This window comes from Brachybacterium sp. J144, from assembly GCF_036321705.1.
Taxonomy (GTDB): domain Bacteria; phylum Actinomycetota; class Actinomycetes; order Actinomycetales; family Dermabacteraceae; genus Brachybacterium.
Window position 1 is genome coordinate 378,730 of the sequence record NZ_JAZDCG010000001.1, and the last position, 17,578, is coordinate 396,307.

General features: G+C 66.3%; 6 protein-coding genes and 3 rRNA genes. 8 read left to right on the forward strand and 1 reads right to left on the reverse strand.

Annotated elements, in window-relative coordinates:
• The first annotated feature begins 21 nt into the window (after nucleotides 1-21).
• Both V1260_RS01695 and V1260_RS01700 read left to right on the forward strand, forming a co-directional pair.
• Complete coding sequence (locus V1260_RS01695) at nucleotides 22-1,524, forward strand: NCS2 family permease (protein ID WP_329745063.1); 1,503 nt, start codon at nucleotides 22-24, stop codon at nucleotides 1,522-1,524.
• Nucleotides 1,521-1,961 carry a MarR family winged helix-turn-helix transcriptional regulator gene (locus tag V1260_RS01700; RefSeq protein WP_329745064.1) on the forward strand — a complete coding sequence of 147 codons (441 nt, stop codon included), beginning with the start codon at nucleotides 1,521-1,523 and terminating at the stop codon, nucleotides 1,959-1,961. The genes V1260_RS01695 and V1260_RS01700 overlap by 4 nt, the downstream gene beginning before the upstream one ends.
• 101 nt (nucleotides 1,962-2,062) lie before the next feature.
• On the opposite strand, the gene serC is transcribed toward V1260_RS01700, so the two are convergent.
• A complete protein-coding gene (gene serC / locus V1260_RS01705) occupies nucleotides 2,063-3,220 on the reverse strand; it encodes a phosphoserine transaminase (RefSeq protein WP_329745065.1) in 1,158 nt (385 codons plus the stop codon).
• 131 nt (nucleotides 3,221-3,351) lie between these two features.
• Here serC and V1260_RS01710 point away from each other — a divergent pair, with 131 nt between their 5' ends.
• From V1260_RS01710 to V1260_RS01735, 6 genes are all read left to right on the forward strand, one after another.
• Nucleotides 3,352-4,065, forward strand: coding sequence for a ubiquinone/menaquinone biosynthesis methyltransferase (locus tag V1260_RS01710; protein WP_329745066.1), 714 nt, complete (start codon nucleotides 3,352-3,354; stop codon nucleotides 4,063-4,065).
• A gap of 522 nt (nucleotides 4,066-4,587) precedes the next feature.
• Nucleotides 4,588-6,106 (forward strand): 16S ribosomal RNA (locus V1260_RS01715).
• A gap of 367 nt (nucleotides 6,107-6,473) precedes the next feature.
• Nucleotides 6,474-9,533 (forward strand): 23S ribosomal RNA (locus V1260_RS01720).
• 111 nt (nucleotides 9,534-9,644) lie between these two features.
• A 5S ribosomal RNA gene (rrf, locus tag V1260_RS01725) occupies nucleotides 9,645-9,761 on the forward strand.
• Together the 16S, 23S and 5S rRNA genes form the textbook arrangement of a ribosomal RNA operon.
• Before the next feature lie 315 nt (nucleotides 9,762-10,076).
• Nucleotides 10,077-11,084, forward strand: coding sequence for a polyprenyl synthetase family protein (locus V1260_RS01730; RefSeq protein WP_329745067.1), 1,008 nt, complete (start codon nucleotides 10,077-10,079; stop codon nucleotides 11,082-11,084).
• A 256-nt stretch (nucleotides 11,085-11,340) separates the two neighbouring features.
• Entirely contained in the window at nucleotides 11,341-17,574 is a 6,234-nt protein-coding gene (locus tag V1260_RS01735) for an Ig-like domain-containing protein (protein WP_329745068.1), read from the forward strand.
• Nucleotides 17,575-17,578: the final 4 nt, after the last annotated feature.

Here is a 17,578-nt window from a genome sequence, read left to right on the forward strand (position 1 = left end):
CCGCCGGATACGATCGCAGCCATGCAGCAGGCAGATCCCCACACCTCCTCGGCGCCCGAGGCGCCCGCGCCGGCCGCTCCGCGCTCCGGCCTCGACCGCTACTTCCATCTCAGCGAGCGCGGCTCGACCGTCGGTCGGGAGATCCGCGGCGGTCTCGTCACCTTCTTCTCGATGTGCTACATCGTGGTGCTCAACCCCCTGATCATCGGGACCGTGCCGGACTCCCAGGGCAACTACCTCGGCGGCGGCACCGAGCCGAACCTGGCCGCGGTCGCCGCCGGCACGGCGCTCGTGGCCGGCCTGCTGAGCGTGCTCATGGGAGCGTGGGCCAAGTTCCCCCTCGCCCTCGCCGCGGGTCTCGGCCTCAACGCCTATCTCGCCTACTCGGTCGTGTCCCTGCCCGGGATGACCTGGCCCGGCGCGATGGGCCTGGTGGCGATCTCCGGCCTGCTGATCCTCCTGCTCGTGCTGACCGGCTTCCGCAAGGCCGTGTTCGACGCGGTGCCGCCCTTCATGAAGACCGCGATCAGCGTCGGCATCGGCCTGTTCATCGCGTTCATCGGCCTCTACAACGCCCGCTTCGTCACCCACGCGGCGGGGACGCCCGTGCAGCTCGGCAACGACGGCTCGCTGACCGGCTGGCCGACCCTCGTCTTCGTCGTCGGCCTGATCCTGATGTTCGTGCTGTGGGTGCGCAAGGTGCCCGGCGCGATCCTGATCTCGATCCTCGTCGCGACCGCTCTCGCGATCGTCCTCGAGGCGGTCAAGGGCCTCGGGGCCTTCTCCGACGGCTCCCTCTCCCCGGAGAACCCGAGCGGCTGGTCGATGAACGTGCCCGCACTCCAGGGCTCGCCCATCGCGCTGCCGGACTTCGCGACGCTCTTCCGCGTCGACTTCCTCGGCGGCGTCCAGGCCGCGGGCGTGATCGGCGCCTTCGTCATCGTCTTCTCGCTGCTGCTGGCAGACTTCTTCGACACCATGGGCACCATGGTCGCCGTGGCGGCGGAGGGCGACCTGCTGGACGAGAAGGGCGACATCCCCTACTCGCAGCGGATCCTCGTCGTGGACTCCCTCGGCGCGCTCGGCGGCGGCATCGGCGGCGTCTCCTCGAACACCAGCTTCGTGGAGTCGACCTCGGGCGTGGCGGACGGCGCGCGGACCGGACTCGCGGCCGTGACCACGGGCCTCGCCTTCCTGCTCGCCACCTTCCTCGCGCCGCTGGTCTCGGCCGTCCCCTACGAGGCGGCCACCCCGGCACTGGTCATGGTCGGCTTCCTGATGATGACCAATGTGACCTCGATCGACTTTCGCGACCCGGAGATCGCGATCCCGGCGTTCCTGACGATCATCCTCATGCCCTTCGCCTACTCGATCACCGTCGGCATGGGCGCGGGCTTCGTGATGTACGTGGTGATCCGCCTCGTGCGCGGCAAGGCTCGTGAGGTCCACTGGCTGATGTACGTGATCGCCGCGCTGTTCATCGCCTACTTCCTCCGCGGGGCGATCGAGGGCCTGCTGCTGTGACCACGGGCGACCCCACCGCGGAGCTGGCCGCCGACCTGCGTCGCTCGCTGCTGGTCTCCTCCCGGGTGCTGCGCTCGCGCACCTCCTCGGAGGAGGTCTCGGCCTCGCAGTTCTCCGTGCTCGCCTACCTCCAGCGGGAGGGGGACGCCACCCCCGGTGCGCTCGCCGACTTCGAGCGCGTCACCCCACCGGTCATGACCCGGATGCTCCGGCGCCTCGACGAGGCCGGCCTCGTCACCCGGTCCGCGCATCCGCGGGACGGGCGTCAGGTCCTGGTGACGCTCACGGATCAGGGCCGGCGCGTCGTCGAGGAGGGGCGCGCCGAGCGCGACGCCTGGCTGCGCACCCGGATCGCGACCGCCGCTCCCGAGGACCGGGAGGTCCTGCGTCGTGCGGCGCAGGTCCTGCGCGAGCTCCTCGTCGAGCACCGCGACTGACGGAGCGCCCCGGCGCCCGCCCCGCGGACGACGACGGCCGGACCACCCCTCGGGGCGGTCCGGCCGTCGTGCGTCCCCGGTCGGGACCGGGCGGGTCCGGATCAGGCGGTCGCGTCGAGCACGTGGTCCAGCACGGCGATCAGCGCCTCGGTGTCCTCCACGGTGACCGCGGGGAAGGTCGCGATGCGCAGCTGGTTGCGGCCCAGCTTGCGATAGGGCTCGATGTCGACGATGCCGTGCGCCCGCAGCACCGCGGTGATCGCGGTGGCGTCGATGGCCTCGTCGAGGTCGAGCGTCGTGACCACCTGCGAGCGGGCGGCGGGATCGGACACGAAGGGCGTGACCTCCTCGCGGCGCGCGGCCCACTGCTGGAGCAGACCGCTCGTGGTGCGGGTGCGCTCGTCGGCCCAGGCCAGCCCGCCCTGCTCGAGCATCCAGTCGATCTGCTCGGCGAGGAGCACGAGGGTCGCGACCGCCGGGGTGTTGAGCGTCTGGTCCTTGCGGGAGTTGTCGATCGCGCTGGTGAGCGAGAGGAACGACGGAATCCAGCGGGATCCGTCCGCGGCGAGGCGCTCGGCACGGGCGATGGCGGCGGGGGAGAGGAGCGCGAGCCAGAGCCCGCCGTCCGAGGCGAAGGACTTCTGCGGGGCGAAGTAGTACGCGTCCGTCTGGGAGACGTCGACGGACACGCCGCCGGCGGCGGACGTGGCATCGATCAGCACCAGCTGGTCCTCGCCCGCTCCGGCGGGCCGGAGAACCGGGGCCATCACGCCGGTCGAGGTCTCGTTGTGGGGCCAGGCGTAGGCGTCGACATCGGCCGAGGCCACGGCGGCGGTGAGGGAGCCCGGGGTCGCGGCGAGGACCTCCGGATCCTCGAGGTGCGGTGCGCCCTTCGCCTCGGCCGCGAACTTCGACGAGAACTCGCCGAAGGTCAGGTGCTGGGAGCGCGCGGAGATCAGGCCGTACACGGCCACGTCCCAGAAGGCGGTGGAGCCGCCGTTGCCGAGGACCACCTCGTAGCCCTCGGGCAGCGAGAACAGCTCGGCGAGACCCGTCCGGACCCGGGCCACCTGCTGCTTGACCGGCGCCTGCCGATGGGAGGTGCCGAGCACCGTGCGGGAGAGTCCGGAGAGGGCCTGCATCTGCGCGTCACGGATCCGCGAGGGACCGGAGCCGAAGCGCCCGTCCTCCGGGAGGAGCGCGGCCGGGAGGGTGAGGCCACGGAGGGCTTCGGCGCGAGAGGTGCGGGCATCGGACATCGGGTGCTCCTCGGGGGACGACGGGCCGGGACCGGGGATCCGGCGGCGGGCGGGCACCATCCTGCCAGGGAGATGTCGGGACGGGTCCGACGGTCCGTGCCCGGCGGCGGGAGCGTGGGAGGATCTGCCTCATGAGTCGCGCAGATCTGAAGAAGCAGCCCTATGACGTCGCCGGGATGTTCGACAGCATCGCCGGACGCTACGACCTCATGAACGATCTGGCCGCGCTCGGGCAGGTCCGCCTGTGGCGGGGCGCGATGGTCGAGGCGCTCGGACTCGAGGAGATCGCGGTGGACGGCGAGGCGCGGGTCCTGGATCTCGCCGCCGGCACCGGGACCTCCTCGGCGGCGATCGCGCACGCGGGGGCGAAGGTGGTGGCCGCCGACTTCTCCCTCGGGATGATGGCCGAGGGCCGACGCCGCGGGGCGCCCGTGCCCTTCGTCGGCGCCGACGCACAGCACCTGCCCTTCGCGGACGGATCCTTCGACGCGGCCGTCATCTCCTTCGGACTGCGCAACGTGCAGGATCCGCGACGGGGCCTGGCAGAGATGGCACGGGTGGTGCGCCCCGGGGGACGGGTCGTGGTGTGCGAGTTCTCGACCCCCAGCTCCCCGCTCTTCCGGACGGTGTACGAGAGGTACCTGCTGCGTGCGCTGCCGGCCGTCGCGCGCCGCGTCGCCACGAGCGCCGACGCCTACGACTACCTGGCGGAGTCGATCCTCGACTGGCCCGACCAGGTGCAGCTGCGCGGCTGGTTCCGGGACGCGGGCCTGGTCGGCACCCAGTTCCAGAACCTCTCCGGGGGCATCGTCGCGCTCCACCGGGGCGTCGTGCGACACATCTGAGGGGTGATTCCGGGGCCGGCGCAGGGGGCTCACGGGGCGCATTCCGCCCCGTCTTCCCGGAACCGGCGCCGACTGCCCGGCACTGCATGCCTCTGACCTGCGCTTTTGTAGATCAGACAGGAATGTGGCGCAGGACACCCCGGAAAAGGCCGTTCTGGCTTGACGGCCCCTGCGGATCCCCGTAATGTTCTTCCTCGTGCCCAGCAGAACGGGACAGCGAGAAGGTCGAGAGACCGGACAGCGAAACCGGCACTGAGCAGGCACTTCGGATCTCTCCGAAAAGCAGTGAGGCGCGGATCACACCGCACCGAGTTGACAAGGAGGACCGGAAGCCCTAAGTTATCAGGGTTGCCCCGGAGCGAAGAACCGAAAGGTTCGGAACACCGAGTGCGCGTGTTGCTTGATATCTCAATAGCGTGTCTGTTTGTTGATGCCAATATTTTAAGTTGGCAAACATTTTAAACGGATGATTCAGCAGTTATATGCTGGTTGTTTGTTGTTTGTCAGGATTTTTTCTATGTTTTCATGGAGAGTTTGATCCTGGCTCAGGACGAACGCTGGCGGCGTGCTTAACACATGCAAGTCGAACGATGACGACCGTGCTTGCACGGTCTGATTAGTGGCGAACGGGTGAGTAACACGTGAGTAACCTGCCCCTCACTTCGGGATAACCTCGGGAAATCGTGGCTAATACCGGATACGAGTCTTCACCGCATGGTGGTGACTGGAAAGTTTTTCGGTGGGGGATGGACTCGCGGCCTATCAGTTTGTTGGTGAGGTAACGGCTCACCAAGGCGATGACGGGTAGCCGGCCTGAGAGGGCGACCGGCCACACTGGGACTGAGACACGGCCCAGACTCCTACGGGAGGCAGCAGTGGGGAATATTGCACAATGGGCGAAAGCCTGATGCAGCGACGCCGCGTGAGGGATGACGGCCTTCGGGTTGTAAACCTCTTTCAGTAGGGAAGAAGCGAAAGTGACGGTACCTGCAGAAGAAGCGCCGGCTAACTACGTGCCAGCAGCCGCGGTAATACGTAGGGCGCAAGCGTTGTCCGGAATTATTGGGCGTAAAGAGCTTGTAGGTGGCTTGTCGCGTCTGCCGTGAAAACCCGAGGCTCAACCTCGGGCGTGCGGTGGGTACGGGCAGGCTAGAGTGTGGTAGGGGAGACTGGAACTCCTGGTGTAGCGGTGAAATGCGCAGATATCAGGAAGAACACCGATGGCGAAGGCAGGTCTCTGGGCCATTACTGACACTGAGAAGCGAAAGCATGGGTAGCGAACAGGATTAGATACCCTGGTAGTCCATGCCGTAAACGTTGGGCACTAGGTGTGGGGGACATTCCACGTTTTCCGCGCCGTAGCTAACGCATTAAGTGCCCCGCCTGGGGAGTACGGCCGCAAGGCTAAAACTCAAAGGAATTGACGGGGGCCCGCACAAGCGGCGGAGCATGCTGATTAATTCGATGCAACGCGAAGAACCTTACCAAGGCTTGACATGCACCGGACGACTCCAGAGATGGGGTTTTCTTCGGACTGGTGCACAGGTGGTGCATGGTTGTCGTCAGCTCGTGTCGTGAGATGTTGGGTTAAGTCCCGCAACGAGCGCAACCCTCGTTCCATGTTGCCAGCGCGTAATGGCGGGGACTCATGGGAGACTGCCGGGGTCAACTCGGAGGAAGGTGGGGACGACGTCAAATCATCATGCCCCTTATGTCTTGGGCTTCAAGCATGCTACAATGGTCGGTACAATGGGTTGCGATACTGTGAGGTGGAGCGAATCCCAAAAAGCCGGCCTCAGTTCGGATTGGGGTCTGCAACTCGACCCCATGAAGTCGGAGTCGCTAGTAATCGCAGATCAGCAACGCTGCGGTGAATACGTTCCCGGGCCTTGTACACACCGCCCGTCAAGTCACGAAAGTCGGTAACACCCGAAGCCAGTGGCCCATCCTCGTGAGGGAGCTGTCGAAGGTGGGATCGGTGATTGGGACTAAGTCGTAACAAGGTAGCCGTACCGGAAGGTGCGGCTGGATCACCTCCTTTCTAAGGAGCATCACCAATGATTGGTGGCCATCTTCCTGCCCGAGTGTGGTGGGGGTGGTTGCTCAAGGGTGGAACATCAACGGATGGGCGCTTCGCCGGCCGGCAGGGCTGCGCTAGTACGACTCTTCGGGGTCTGGAACGTGTGGTTGTTCGGGTGGTTTGAGGTGGAGACACGCTATTGGGTTGTGAGGCTGCACGCGGCCTGCTGAGGGTCCTTCGGGATGCTGGGTGGGTGTGTGGCTGGTCCTCCCTGATTCTTGCTGCCTGTGTGGGTGGTGGGGGTTGGTGTGGGGTTGTTTCTTGAGAACTACATAGTGGACGCGAGCATCTTGTAAGCAATTTTTAAGATTTTGGTCTTTGTTGTGTTGCCTAAGTTGTAAAGGGCGCACGGTGGATGCCTTGGCACAAGGAGCCGAAGAAGGACGTGGGAGTCTGCGATAAGCCTCGGGGAGTTGACAACCGAACTGTGATCCGAGGATGTCCGAATGGGGAAACCCACCAGGGGTCATGCCCTGGTACCCGCCACTGAATGTATAGGTGGTGTGGAGGGAACGCGGGGAAGTGAAACATCTCAGTACCCGCAGGAAGAGAAAACAAATAGTGATTCCGTGAGTAGTGGCGAGCGAAAGCGGAAGAGGCTAAACCTGGTTTGTGTGATACCCGGCAGGGGTTGCAGGTCAGGGGTTGTGGGACGTGTCTGATGGGTCTGCCGGCTCATCGACGTGGACGTGCAGCGGTAGTCGAAGTCGTGATGAGTGCGACGGCGTAGAGGGTGTGACCCCCGTAGACGAAACCGATGTGCGGCGTGACGCTGTTCCCGAGTAGCACCGGGCCCGTGAAATCCGGTGTGAATCTGCCAGGACCACCTGGTAAGCCTGAATACTACCTTGTGACCGATAGCGGACAAGTACCGTGAGGGAAAGGTGAAAAGCACCCCGGGAGGGGAGTGAAATAGTACCTGAAACCGTGCGCTTACAATCCGTCGGAGCCTTACGGGGTGACGGCGTGCCTTTTGAAGAATGAGCCTGCGAGTTAGTGGTCGGTGGCGAGGTTAACCCGTGTGGGGTAGCCGTAGCGAAAGCGAGTCTGAACGGGGCGTTCAGTCGCCGGCTCTAGACCCGAAGCGAAGTGATCTATCCATGGGCAGTGTGAAGCGCGGGTAAGACCGCGTGGAGGCGCGAACCCACTTCAGTTGAAAATGGAGGGGATGACCTGTGGATAGGGGTGAAAGGCCAATCAAACTTCGTGATAGCTGGTTCTCCCCGAAATGCATTTAGGTGCAGCGTTGCGTGTTTCGTGTCGGAGGTAGAGCACTGGATAGGCGATGGGCCCCACCGGGTTACTGACCTTAGCCAAACTCCGAATGCCGATACGTGAGAGCGCAGCAGTGAGACTGTGGGGGATAAGCTTCATAGTCGAGAGGGAAACAGCCCAGAACATCAGCTAAGGCCCCTAAGCGTGTGCTAAGTGGAAAAGGATGTGGAGTTGCTTAGACAACCAGGAGGTTGGCTTAGAAGCAGCCACCCTTGAAAGAGTGCGTAATAGCTCACTGGTCAAGTGATTCTGCGCCGACAATGTAGCGGGGCTCAAGCACACCGCCGAAGCTGTGTCATTCAGATTTTTGTCTGGATGGGTAGGGGAGCGTCGTGCAGCCAGCGAAGCCGCGGGGGAACCCAGTGGTGGAGGCTGTACGAGTGAGAATGCAGGCATGAGTAGCGAAAGACGGGTGAGAAACCCGTCCGCCGATTGATCAAGGGTTCCAGGGCCAGGTTTATCCGCCCTGGGTTAGTCGGGACCTAAGGCGAGGCCGACAGGCGTAGTCGATGGACATCGGGTTGATATTCCCGAACCGATCGTAGGAGGACCCATACCGAGGCAGTCGATGCTAACCACCCGAGTCTTCCCCATGCCCTTCGGGGTGTGGAGGTTGATGAGGCTGGGAACCAAGGTTGTAGTAGGTCAGCGCGAGGGATGACGCAGAGAGGTAGCTTCCGCGGACTTAATGGAATAGTCCGTCTAAGCGAGCAGCCCGAGCACCGGTAATGCGGTGCCGTATTGGGTGAGACGTGATGGGGATCCCGTATGGGCGTAGGTGAGTGATCCTGTACTGCCAAGAAAAGTTCCGGCGTGACGAATACGGTCGCCCGTACCCTAAACCGACTCAGGTGATCAGGTAGAGAATACCAAGGCGTTCGAGAGAATCGTGGTTAAGGAACTCGGCAAAATGCCCCCGTAACTTCGGGAGAAGGGGGGCCCGAACCGTGAGAGCGGTGAGGGCCGCAGAGACCAGGGAGAAGCGACTGTTTACTAAAAACACAGGTCCGTGCGAAGTCGTAAGACGCTGTATACGGACTGACGCCTGCCCGGTGCTGGAAGGTTAAGAGGACCGGTTAGATCTTCGGATCGAAGCTGAGAATTTAAGCCCCAGTAAACGGCGGTGGTAACTATAACCATCCTAAGGTAGCGAAATTCCTTGTCGGGTAAGTTCCGACCTGCACGAATGGCGTAACGACTTCTCCACTGTCTCAACCGCGAACTCGGCGAAATTGCATTACGAGTAAAGATGCTCGTTACGCGCAGCAGGACGGAAAGACCCCGGGACCTTTACTATAGTTTGATATTGGTGTTCGGGACGGCTTGTGTAGGATAGGTGGGAGACTGGGAAGCATTCACGCCAGTGAGTGTGGAGTCATTGTTGAAATACCACTCTGGTCGTTCTGGATTCCTAACCTCGGTCCGTGATCCGGATCAGGGACAGTGTCTGATGGGTAGTTTAACTGGGGCGGTTGCCTCCCAAAAAGTAACGGAGGCGCTCAAAGGTTCCCTCAGCCTGGTTGGTAATCAGGTGTTGAGTGTAAGTGCACAAGGGAGCTTGACTGCGAGACAGACATGTCGGGCAGGTGCGAAAGCAGGAACTAGTGATCCGGCACCTCATTGTGGAATGGGTGTCGCTCAACGGATAAAAGGTACCCCGGGGATAACAGGCTGATCTTGCCCAAGAGCTCATATCGACGGCATGGTTTGGCACCTCGATGTCGGCTCGTCGCATCCTGGGGCTGGAGTTGGTCCCAAGGGTTAGGCTGTTCGCCTATTAAAGCGGTACGCGAGCTGGGTTTAGAACGTCGTGAGACAGTTCGGTCCCTATCCGCTGCGCGCGTTGGATATTTGAGAAGACCTGTCCCTAGTACGAGAGGACCGGGATGGACTGACCTCTGGTGTGCCAGTTGTTCTGCCAAGGGCATGGCTGGTTGGCTACGTTGGGAAGGGATAACCGCTGAAAGCATCTAAGCGGGAAGCCTGCTTCAAGATGAGATATCCGTGCACTTTGTGTGAGAGGCCCCCAGTAGACCACTGGGTTGATAGGCCAGATGTGGAAGCGCAGCAATGCGTGGAGCTGACTGGTACTAATGGCCGATGACTTATTCAACACTTCTTTTGCTGTGAGTGTTCGCGTCCACTGTGTGGTTCTGGGGAAGCAATCCCTGCCACTGTTGCCCTGTGGGGTGGTGGTGTGTGGGCTGGTTGTGTCTCATAGTGTTACGGCGGTCATAGCGTCGAGGAAACGCCCGGTTCCATTCCGAACCCGGAAGCTAAGCTCGATTGCGCCGATGGTACTGCACTCGGGAGGGTGTGGGAGAGTAGGTCGCCGCCGGACATCTTTGTGGGAGTGGGAGTGAGCTTGAGGCCTTTCGGGGTCTCGCTCCTCCCACTCCCTTTTTTCATGCCCCGAATTCATCCCCGAAGGCCGGCTCGCCCGCGGTCTCGGAGCCCTGCACCGCGCTCGGGCAGCGCCCGATGTGTCCTCGGCGACCTCGGGGCCTCAGCCCTCGGCGGGAGCGACCGCGACGGTAGACTGATCGGTCGTAGCCGGGTCGCATCCAGCATGCACCCGAGCCGTTCCGTCCCGCGGTCGCGGCAGCGCTCCCGAGCAGGGAGCGAGCCCGCCCGCACACATCCACCCAGGAGCGTCATGCCGTCCACGCTGCCGGTCATCCCCGACATCGATGACCAGCTCGCCTCGAGGATCCTCGAGCAGCTCGAGGCGATCGAGGAGCGCCTGCGCGACTCCGTGGCCACCTCGGACGACATGGTGCGATGGACCGCGCGCCATCTGATGGACGCCGGTGGCAAGCGGGTGCGTCCCATGCTGGTCCTGCTCGCCGCCTCGTTCGGCGACATCGGCCGCGAGGAGGTCCTCGACTCGGCGGTCCTGGTCGAGCTGACCCACCTGGCGAGCCTCTACCACGACGACGTCATGGACTCGGCCGCGACCCGTCGTGGCGCGGAGAGCGCCCACGCACTGTGGGGCAACAACGTCGCCATCCTGACCGGTGACTTTCTCTTCGCCCGTGCGAGCGGTCTGAGCGCACGCATCGGTCCCGAGGCGGTGCGCCTGCACTCCGAGACCTTCGAGAGGCTGTGCCTCGGCCAGCTGCACGAGACCGTCGGCCCCCGAGCGGAGGACGATCCGTTCGCGCACTACATCTCGGTGCTCGCCGACAAGACGGCCTCGCTGCTCGCCCTCGCGGGTCGACTGGGCTGTCTCCTGTCCGGAGCGCCGGCCGGCACGGACGAGATCATGGCCCGGTACGGCGAGAAGGTCGGGGTGGCCTTCCAGCTCGCGGACGACGTCCTCGATCTCACCAGCGACAGCGCCACGAGCGGCAAGACCCCCGGGATCGACCTTCGGGAGGGCGTCCCCACCATGCCGACCCTCCTGGTGCGCCGTCGCGCCGCGGAGACCGGTGATCCCTCGGCCCGCAGGATCGTCGAGCGACTGGGCGCGGACCTGTCGAGCGATGACGAGCTCTCGGAGCTCGTCGAGCTGCTCCGTCAGGATCCGGCGCTGGAGGAGACGCGACGCCTCGCGGAGCGCACCGCGGACGAGGCGGTGGAGGTCCTGCTCGAGCTCCCCGCCGGTCCCGCGCGCGACGCTCTCGTGGAGTTCACCCGCAGCCTCGTCGACCGCAGCCGCTGAGCAGCCCCGGAGGGCCCGTGTGACGGGTTCCGCGGAGTCCTCGGTCCGGAGCTCCTGTCGTCACCGTGTGAATCGACGCTGACCTGCCCCGGCTCCTCGACGTGAGCAGTCCCGCGTGGCGTCGACAGGTCTTCACGAGTACCCTGTGGACGTCGTGTGGCACGCAGAGTCGGCCTCCGGGACGCCTCGCAGGGGAGCAGTGGGGGTCACTGCTGGTCCACGACAGCATGTCGATCATGTCTCTGGGGGTACCTCTATGTCCGTCGCCGCGGGACCGCAGCGCCGACGCCGCCGCACCACTGTCGTCACCACCGCAGTGCTGGCGGTCGCCGCGCTCGTCCTGACGGGCTTCGCGATCAACTACCAGGGACTGACCTCCTCCGAGGTCGAGGTCTCCAACGGCGGCGTCTGGGTGATGAGCGAGCAGGATGCTCGCATGGGCCGGCTCAACGTGGACGCCGGCGAGCTGGACGCGCGCCTCAACCAGAGCGGCGACGATCTGGATCTGCTGCAGTCGGGGAACATCGTCTTCGAGACCGGCGCCCGCGGCCTCACGCCGATCAACACCGCGTCCGTGCAGCGCGGCGGACTCGTCGAGCTCCCGCTCGGCAGCACCGTGGCCCTCGGCGGCGACCGCGTGGCGATCACCGCGGCCGACGGTCGTGTCTGGATCCTCTCTCCCGAGGAGGCCGCCGCCTTCTCGCCCTCCGGCGCCGACCCCGCGTACACGGCCGAGGGCTCCGTCCCGCTGGTCACCGTGAGCACGGAGGGCACCGTCTTCGTCCTCGACGGGACCAAGCTGCTGCGCTTCGAGCGCACCACCGACACCCGCGATGCCAAGGCCGCCAAGGCGATCGAGGTCGGGAACCTCTCCGGCAAGCAGGAGCAGCTCGAGCTGACCGTCGTCGGCGAGCAGCCGGTGATCCTCGACCGGGAGAACCGGCTCCTCCGCGTCGGCACGAAGGTCGCCCGCTACAGCCTCGCAGACTACGGCGTCACCAACTACGAGCCCGAGGCGATCCGGTTGCAGCAGCCGAGCTCCGCCTCCGACCACTTCGTGCTCGCGACCGAGGACTCGCTCTTCACCATCCCCTTCGACGGCGGCGAGGCGCGGGTCGAGGCCGCCGGCGGCACCGGCACCCCCGTGCCGCCCGCCCAGGCGAAGGGCTGCGCCTACGGGGCGTGGAACGGGTCGAACCGCTACGTGCGCGCCTGCGAGGGCCATGAGGCGGCGGCGGACACCGTCCCCGGGGTCGACAGCGAGGCGGACCTCTCGCTCCGGGTCAACAACGAGCTCGTGATCCTCAACGATCAGCGCTTCGGCCTGTCCTGGGAGATCATGGACGCGATGGCGATCGTGGACGACTGGGAGATCACCCAGGAGATCCAGACCTCCTCCTCCGAGGAGAAGGAGAAGGAGACCCTCACCACCACCATCACGAACATCGCGGCCGAGCGGGACGAGGAGAACCGGGCCCCCACGGCGAACGACGACGAAATCGGGGTGCGGCCGGGCAAGAACGTGGTCCTCCCGGTCACCCGCAACGACACCGACCCGGACGGCGACATCCTCACCGCACGGGTGGAGGGCGCGCAGCCGGGCATCGGGACCGTGACGCCGATCCGCGGGGGGACGCAGCTGCAGATCGCGGTGAACGAGGACGCGACCGGCTCCGCGAGCTTCACCTATCTGGTGGACGACGGCCGCGGCGGGACCGACACCGCGACCGTCACCCTCGACGTCCGCGAGGAGACCGAGAACAGCGCCCCGCAGCCCGTCACGGACGGCATCACCAAGGTCCAGGTGCGCTCCGGGCAGGACGTCAGCGTCAACATCCTCCCGTACTGGGAGGATCCCGACGGGGACGCCTTCTACCTCACCAACGCGACCACCCAGCCCGAGGACGTCGTCACTTTCCAGCCCGACGGCCTCATCACCTTCAACGACGCGGGCCTCGCGACGGGCACCAAGCAGGTCCAGCTCACCTTCCGCGACGAGAAGGGCATGGTCGGCGAGGCGCACATCGAGGTCGAGGCGGTCACCGACACCGACCTCGCGCCGATCACCACCGGCGACCACGTGAGCGTCGTCGCCGGGCGCACCACGACGATCAAGCCGCTCGTCAACGACCTGAACCCCAACGGCGGCGAGCTCGAGCTGACCAACGTCTCGGAGACCGACGGCCTCGAGGTCGACGCCGCCCTCGAGGCGGGCACGGTCAACGTCACCGGCTCGGCCCCGGGCACCTACTACCTCGAGTACACCGTCGCGGGCGCCGGCTCGAGCACCGCCTCGCTGGGCATCATCCGCGTGGACGTGGTCGAGCCCTCGAGCGAGGACCTCGCCCCCGTCGCCGTGGACGACACGGGCACCGTGACCACGGGCGCGGACACGCTCGTCGACCCGCTCGAGAACGATGTGGACCCCACCGGCGGGGTGCTCGTGATCAACTCGATCTCGGTGCCGGAGGACAGCGGGCTCAAGGCCACGATCATCGGCCACCACCTCGTGAAGGTCGAGGCCGAGCCCGGCGCCGTCGTCGCCGAGGAGCCGCAGCCGATCACCTACGAGGTGGCGAACTCGTCGGGGAGCACGACCGGCACGCTCCGTGTCATGGTCGCCCGGACCGACACCCAGTTCGCGAACCCGATCGCCGTCGCGGACCGGGCCGTGGTCCGCGCCGGGGACATGGTGAACATCGACGTGCTCGCCAACGACGTCTCCCCGACGTCCTCGGACCTGCATCTGGGCCGGCTGCTGGACGTCGAGTCCGCCAACGCGAAGGGCAATGTCGAACCGCACCAGGACCGCGTCCGCTACAGCGCCGACGCCGACGCCTCCGGCGAGGTCGTGCTGACCTACGAGGTGGTCGACGAGACCGGCCGCACCGGATCCGCCCGCACCACCATCGACATCATCCCCGCGGATGCCCCGAACACGCCGCCGCGACCGGAGAACCTCACCGCGCGCACGGTCGCCGGGACACCCGTGCGGATCCCCATCTCCACCACGGGCATCGACCCGGACGGCGACTCGGTCATGCTCACCGGCATCACCAGCCCGATGCCGCAGCTGGGGGAGATCACCGAGGCCAACGGCGAGTGGATCGAGTACACCCCGGATGCCGACGCCTCCGGCACGGACCGCTTCCAGTACCAGGTGATGGATCGCTTCGGCGCGATCGGCACCGCGGAGGTGCTCGTCGGCGTCGCCCAGCCGCACGCGCTGAACCAGCCGCCGTACGCCGTGGATGACACCGTGGAGGTGCGCCCCGAGCGCGAGGTGCAGATCCCGGTGCTCGACAACGACACCGACCCCGAGGGGTCGCCGCTGGCGGTGGTCCGCGAGGACGTTGAGGCGATGACGGACATCGAGGTGATCCCCGCCGAGGAGGAGCGCAACGAGGGTGCCGTCAGCGTCGTCACCCCTGCCGAGCCCGGCACCCACACCGTGCTGTACAGCGCGAGCGACGGGCAGCTGAGCAGCTCGGCGACGATCACCGTGAAGGTCGATCCCAACGCCCCGCTGCGCGCTCCCATCGCCCGCGACGACTTCGTCGAGGCGGCCGACGTGCTCGACCCCGAGGCGGAGTTCGTCGACGTCGACGTGCTCGCCAACGACTCCGACCCCGACGGCTCCGCGAGCGACCTCGAGGTCCGCCTGGAGGGGGCGGGGGAGACCGCGACCCTCCGCGAGGACGGGATCGTCCGGATCACGCCGACGGAGGAGCAGCAGCGGCTGCGCTACGTCATCACCGACGTCGACGGCCTCGAGTCGGCCGGGTACATCTGGGTTCCCGGCACGGCGAAGCAGGCGCCCGTGTGGGTCGGGGAGACCATCGAGGTGCAGGCCGGTGCGACCGCCACGATCGACCTGGGCGATCCCGCGAACGTCCGCGTCCGTCCCGGCGGGCGGCCCGCGACCATCACCGACCCCTCCCTCGTGGTCGCGGAGCACGGTGACGGCTCGCAGCTGGTCACGGGCGATCGCACCCTCGAGTACCGATCGGCCGAGGGCTACTCGGGCAATGACACGATCACCGTGGAGGTGACCGACGGCGAGCTGGGCGATCCGACCGCCGCGACGGCGACCCTGGCCATCCCGGTCCGCGTGATCGCCGAGGAGACCAACCTCCCGCCGACCTTCCAGGGCACGCTCCTCGAGGTCGAGCTCGGCGGTCCCGCCTCCACGGTCGACGTCGCGCCGGGGGCCTCCGATCCGGAGGGCGATGAGCTCTCCTACGCCCTCGGGGAGCCGGAGGGCTCGACGGCGGAGGTGACCGTGTCGATGGAGGGGTCCGTCGTCACCGCGAAGGCCACGTCGAAGGCGCCCAAGGGCACGACGGTCGACGTCCCCGTCACCGTCACCGACGGCACCAACGATCCGGTGTCCGCGACGGTGCAGGTCGTCGTCGGCGGATCGAAGCAGCCGCTGCTCGCCGCGGTCGATGACACGGTGGACATCGACGCCGGCGACACCGACACGATCGACGTGCTCCGCAACGACTCCAACCCGTTCCCCGGCGGGGAGCGCACCGTCACCGAGGCGACCCGGGTCAACGGCACCGGCGAGGTGGTGCTCGACGGGAACCAGGTGACGATCACGCCCGACGCGGATTTCCACGGGGTGCTCACCGCCCAGTACAAGGTGCTCGACGACACCGAGGACCCCGATCGGATGGCGACCGGCACGATCACGGTGAACGTGCGCGGCCGGCCCGAGCCCCCCTCGGCGCCGCGCATCGGCGACGTCAGCGACCAGCAGGTCGAGCTGAACTTCACCGCAGGCGCCGACAACAGCGCCCCGATCACCGGCTACCGGGTCACCTCGGCGAGCGGACCGGCCGTGTCCCAGGACTGCCCCTCGACCTCCTGCACCATCACCGGGCTGCAGAACGACGTCGAGTACTCCTTCCAGGTCATCGCGATCAACGACGTGGGGGAATCCGACACCTCCACGGCCTCCGCGGTCGCCCGCCCGGACGTCCGGCCCGAGAAGCCCGCCCCGCCCCGCTCGACCCGCGGGGACATGGAGCTCGGCGTGGCCTGGGCCGCACCGGAGAACCGCGGCTCCGCGATCCAGCGCTACGAGCTGCAGATGCAGAACACCGCGACCGGCGACCTGCAGACCCGTGAGGTCGAGGCGGGATCGACCCAGATCACGTGGGCCGAGCTCACCAACGGCACCGACTACCGGTTCCGGGTCCGCGCGCACAACCTGGCCGAGGAGCCCTCGGACTGGTCCGACTGGTCGCGCGCGGAGCATCCGGCGGGCCGCCCCGCCGCGCCCTCCGGCACCCCGACCGCCGAGCGCATCAACGACCCCAAGGGCGGCGGCATCACCGTCACCTGGCCGGAGATGACCACGGCCGAGGCGAACGGCGAGCCGATCACCCAGTACGTGGTCACCGCGTCCTCCGGCTCCTCGCAGACCGTCGCGGCGGGCTCCACGAAGGCGACCTTCTACGGGCTGGACGCGAACTCGAACCACTCCTTCACATACATCGGCGTGAACTCGGTGGGCAACGGCGTCGGCTCCTCGAAGTCCTCCAACGCGGTCACCCCCTGGGCCGTCCCGTCGACCCCGGGCGGCGTGCGCGCCTCGATGCCCGACGAGGGCACCGGCTCCGGACCGGACCGACGGATCGACGTCGAGTGGGACGCGGCGGCCGGCAACGGCACCTCGATCGAGGAGTACGTGGTCACCTGGAGCGGCGGCTCGAAGACCGTCGCCGCCTCGAGCACCTCGGTCCGTCTGACGGGTGCCGACGGGATCAAGAACGGGACCGCCTACTCCTTCAAGGTCCAGGCGAAGAACCGCTTCGAGGGCGGCGAGAGCGAGCTGTCGAAGGCCTCGAACTCGGTCACCCCGTACACGAACCCCGCGGCCCCGACCGTCGGCGGCAGCGCCGGCAAGTGCACCGGTGCGAAGGACTGCACGATCAAGCTGACCGCCTCGGCCGACGGTGGGGACGGCGGCGGGGGCGGGAAGACCCTCCAGGTCAGCGTCGACGGCGGCAAGACGTGGCAGGACTCCGGGACTAGCTACTCGAAGACCTTTACCGTCGCCTCCGGCTCCTCGAAGACGATCGAGGCGCGGGTCGTCAACGGCGAGGGCCTCACCAGCGGCACGAAGAAGCACACGCAGAAGGCGCAGACCTGGGTGCCGCCGGATCCGAAGAGCTCGGTCGTCTGGGGTGCGTACAAGACGAAGTCCCCGGCGTGCACCTCGCAGTACTGCCGTCAGGTGAACATCAAGGTCTCGGATCTGGATCCGAACAGGACCTACAACATGACCCTCTACACCAATCCCAGCGGAGGCGGTTCCGGTGCGGACTGGGGCTACAACATCACGGTCAAGCCCCGGGCCGATGGCACCTGGAGCACCTACTACGACGGCGGCTACGACTTCCTGTACGGCTACCCCGACAAGAGCTTCACCGTCTACCTCGACGGCAAGGCCGTCGGCACGCATCCCTATCAGGCCTGACGAT

What these genes read in the sequence shown, in the direction of transcription:
- V1260_RS01735 (WP_329745068.1), top strand. Translation starts at nt 11,341, where the DNA reads ATGTCCGTCGCCGCGGGACCGCAGCGCCGACGCCGCCGCACCACTGTC.
- V1260_RS01730 (WP_329745067.1), top strand. Translation starts at nt 10,077, where the DNA reads ATGCCGTCCACGCTGCCGGTCATCCCCGACATCGATGACCAGCTCGCC.
- serC (WP_329745065.1), bottom strand. Translation starts at nt 3,220, where the DNA reads ATGTCCGATGCCCGCACCTCTCGCGCCGAAGCCCTCCGTGGCCTCACC.
- V1260_RS01695 (WP_329745063.1), top strand. Translation starts at nt 22, where the DNA reads ATGCAGCAGGCAGATCCCCACACCTCCTCGGCGCCCGAGGCGCCCGCG.
- V1260_RS01710 (WP_329745066.1), top strand. Translation starts at nt 3,352, where the DNA reads ATGAGTCGCGCAGATCTGAAGAAGCAGCCCTATGACGTCGCCGGGATG.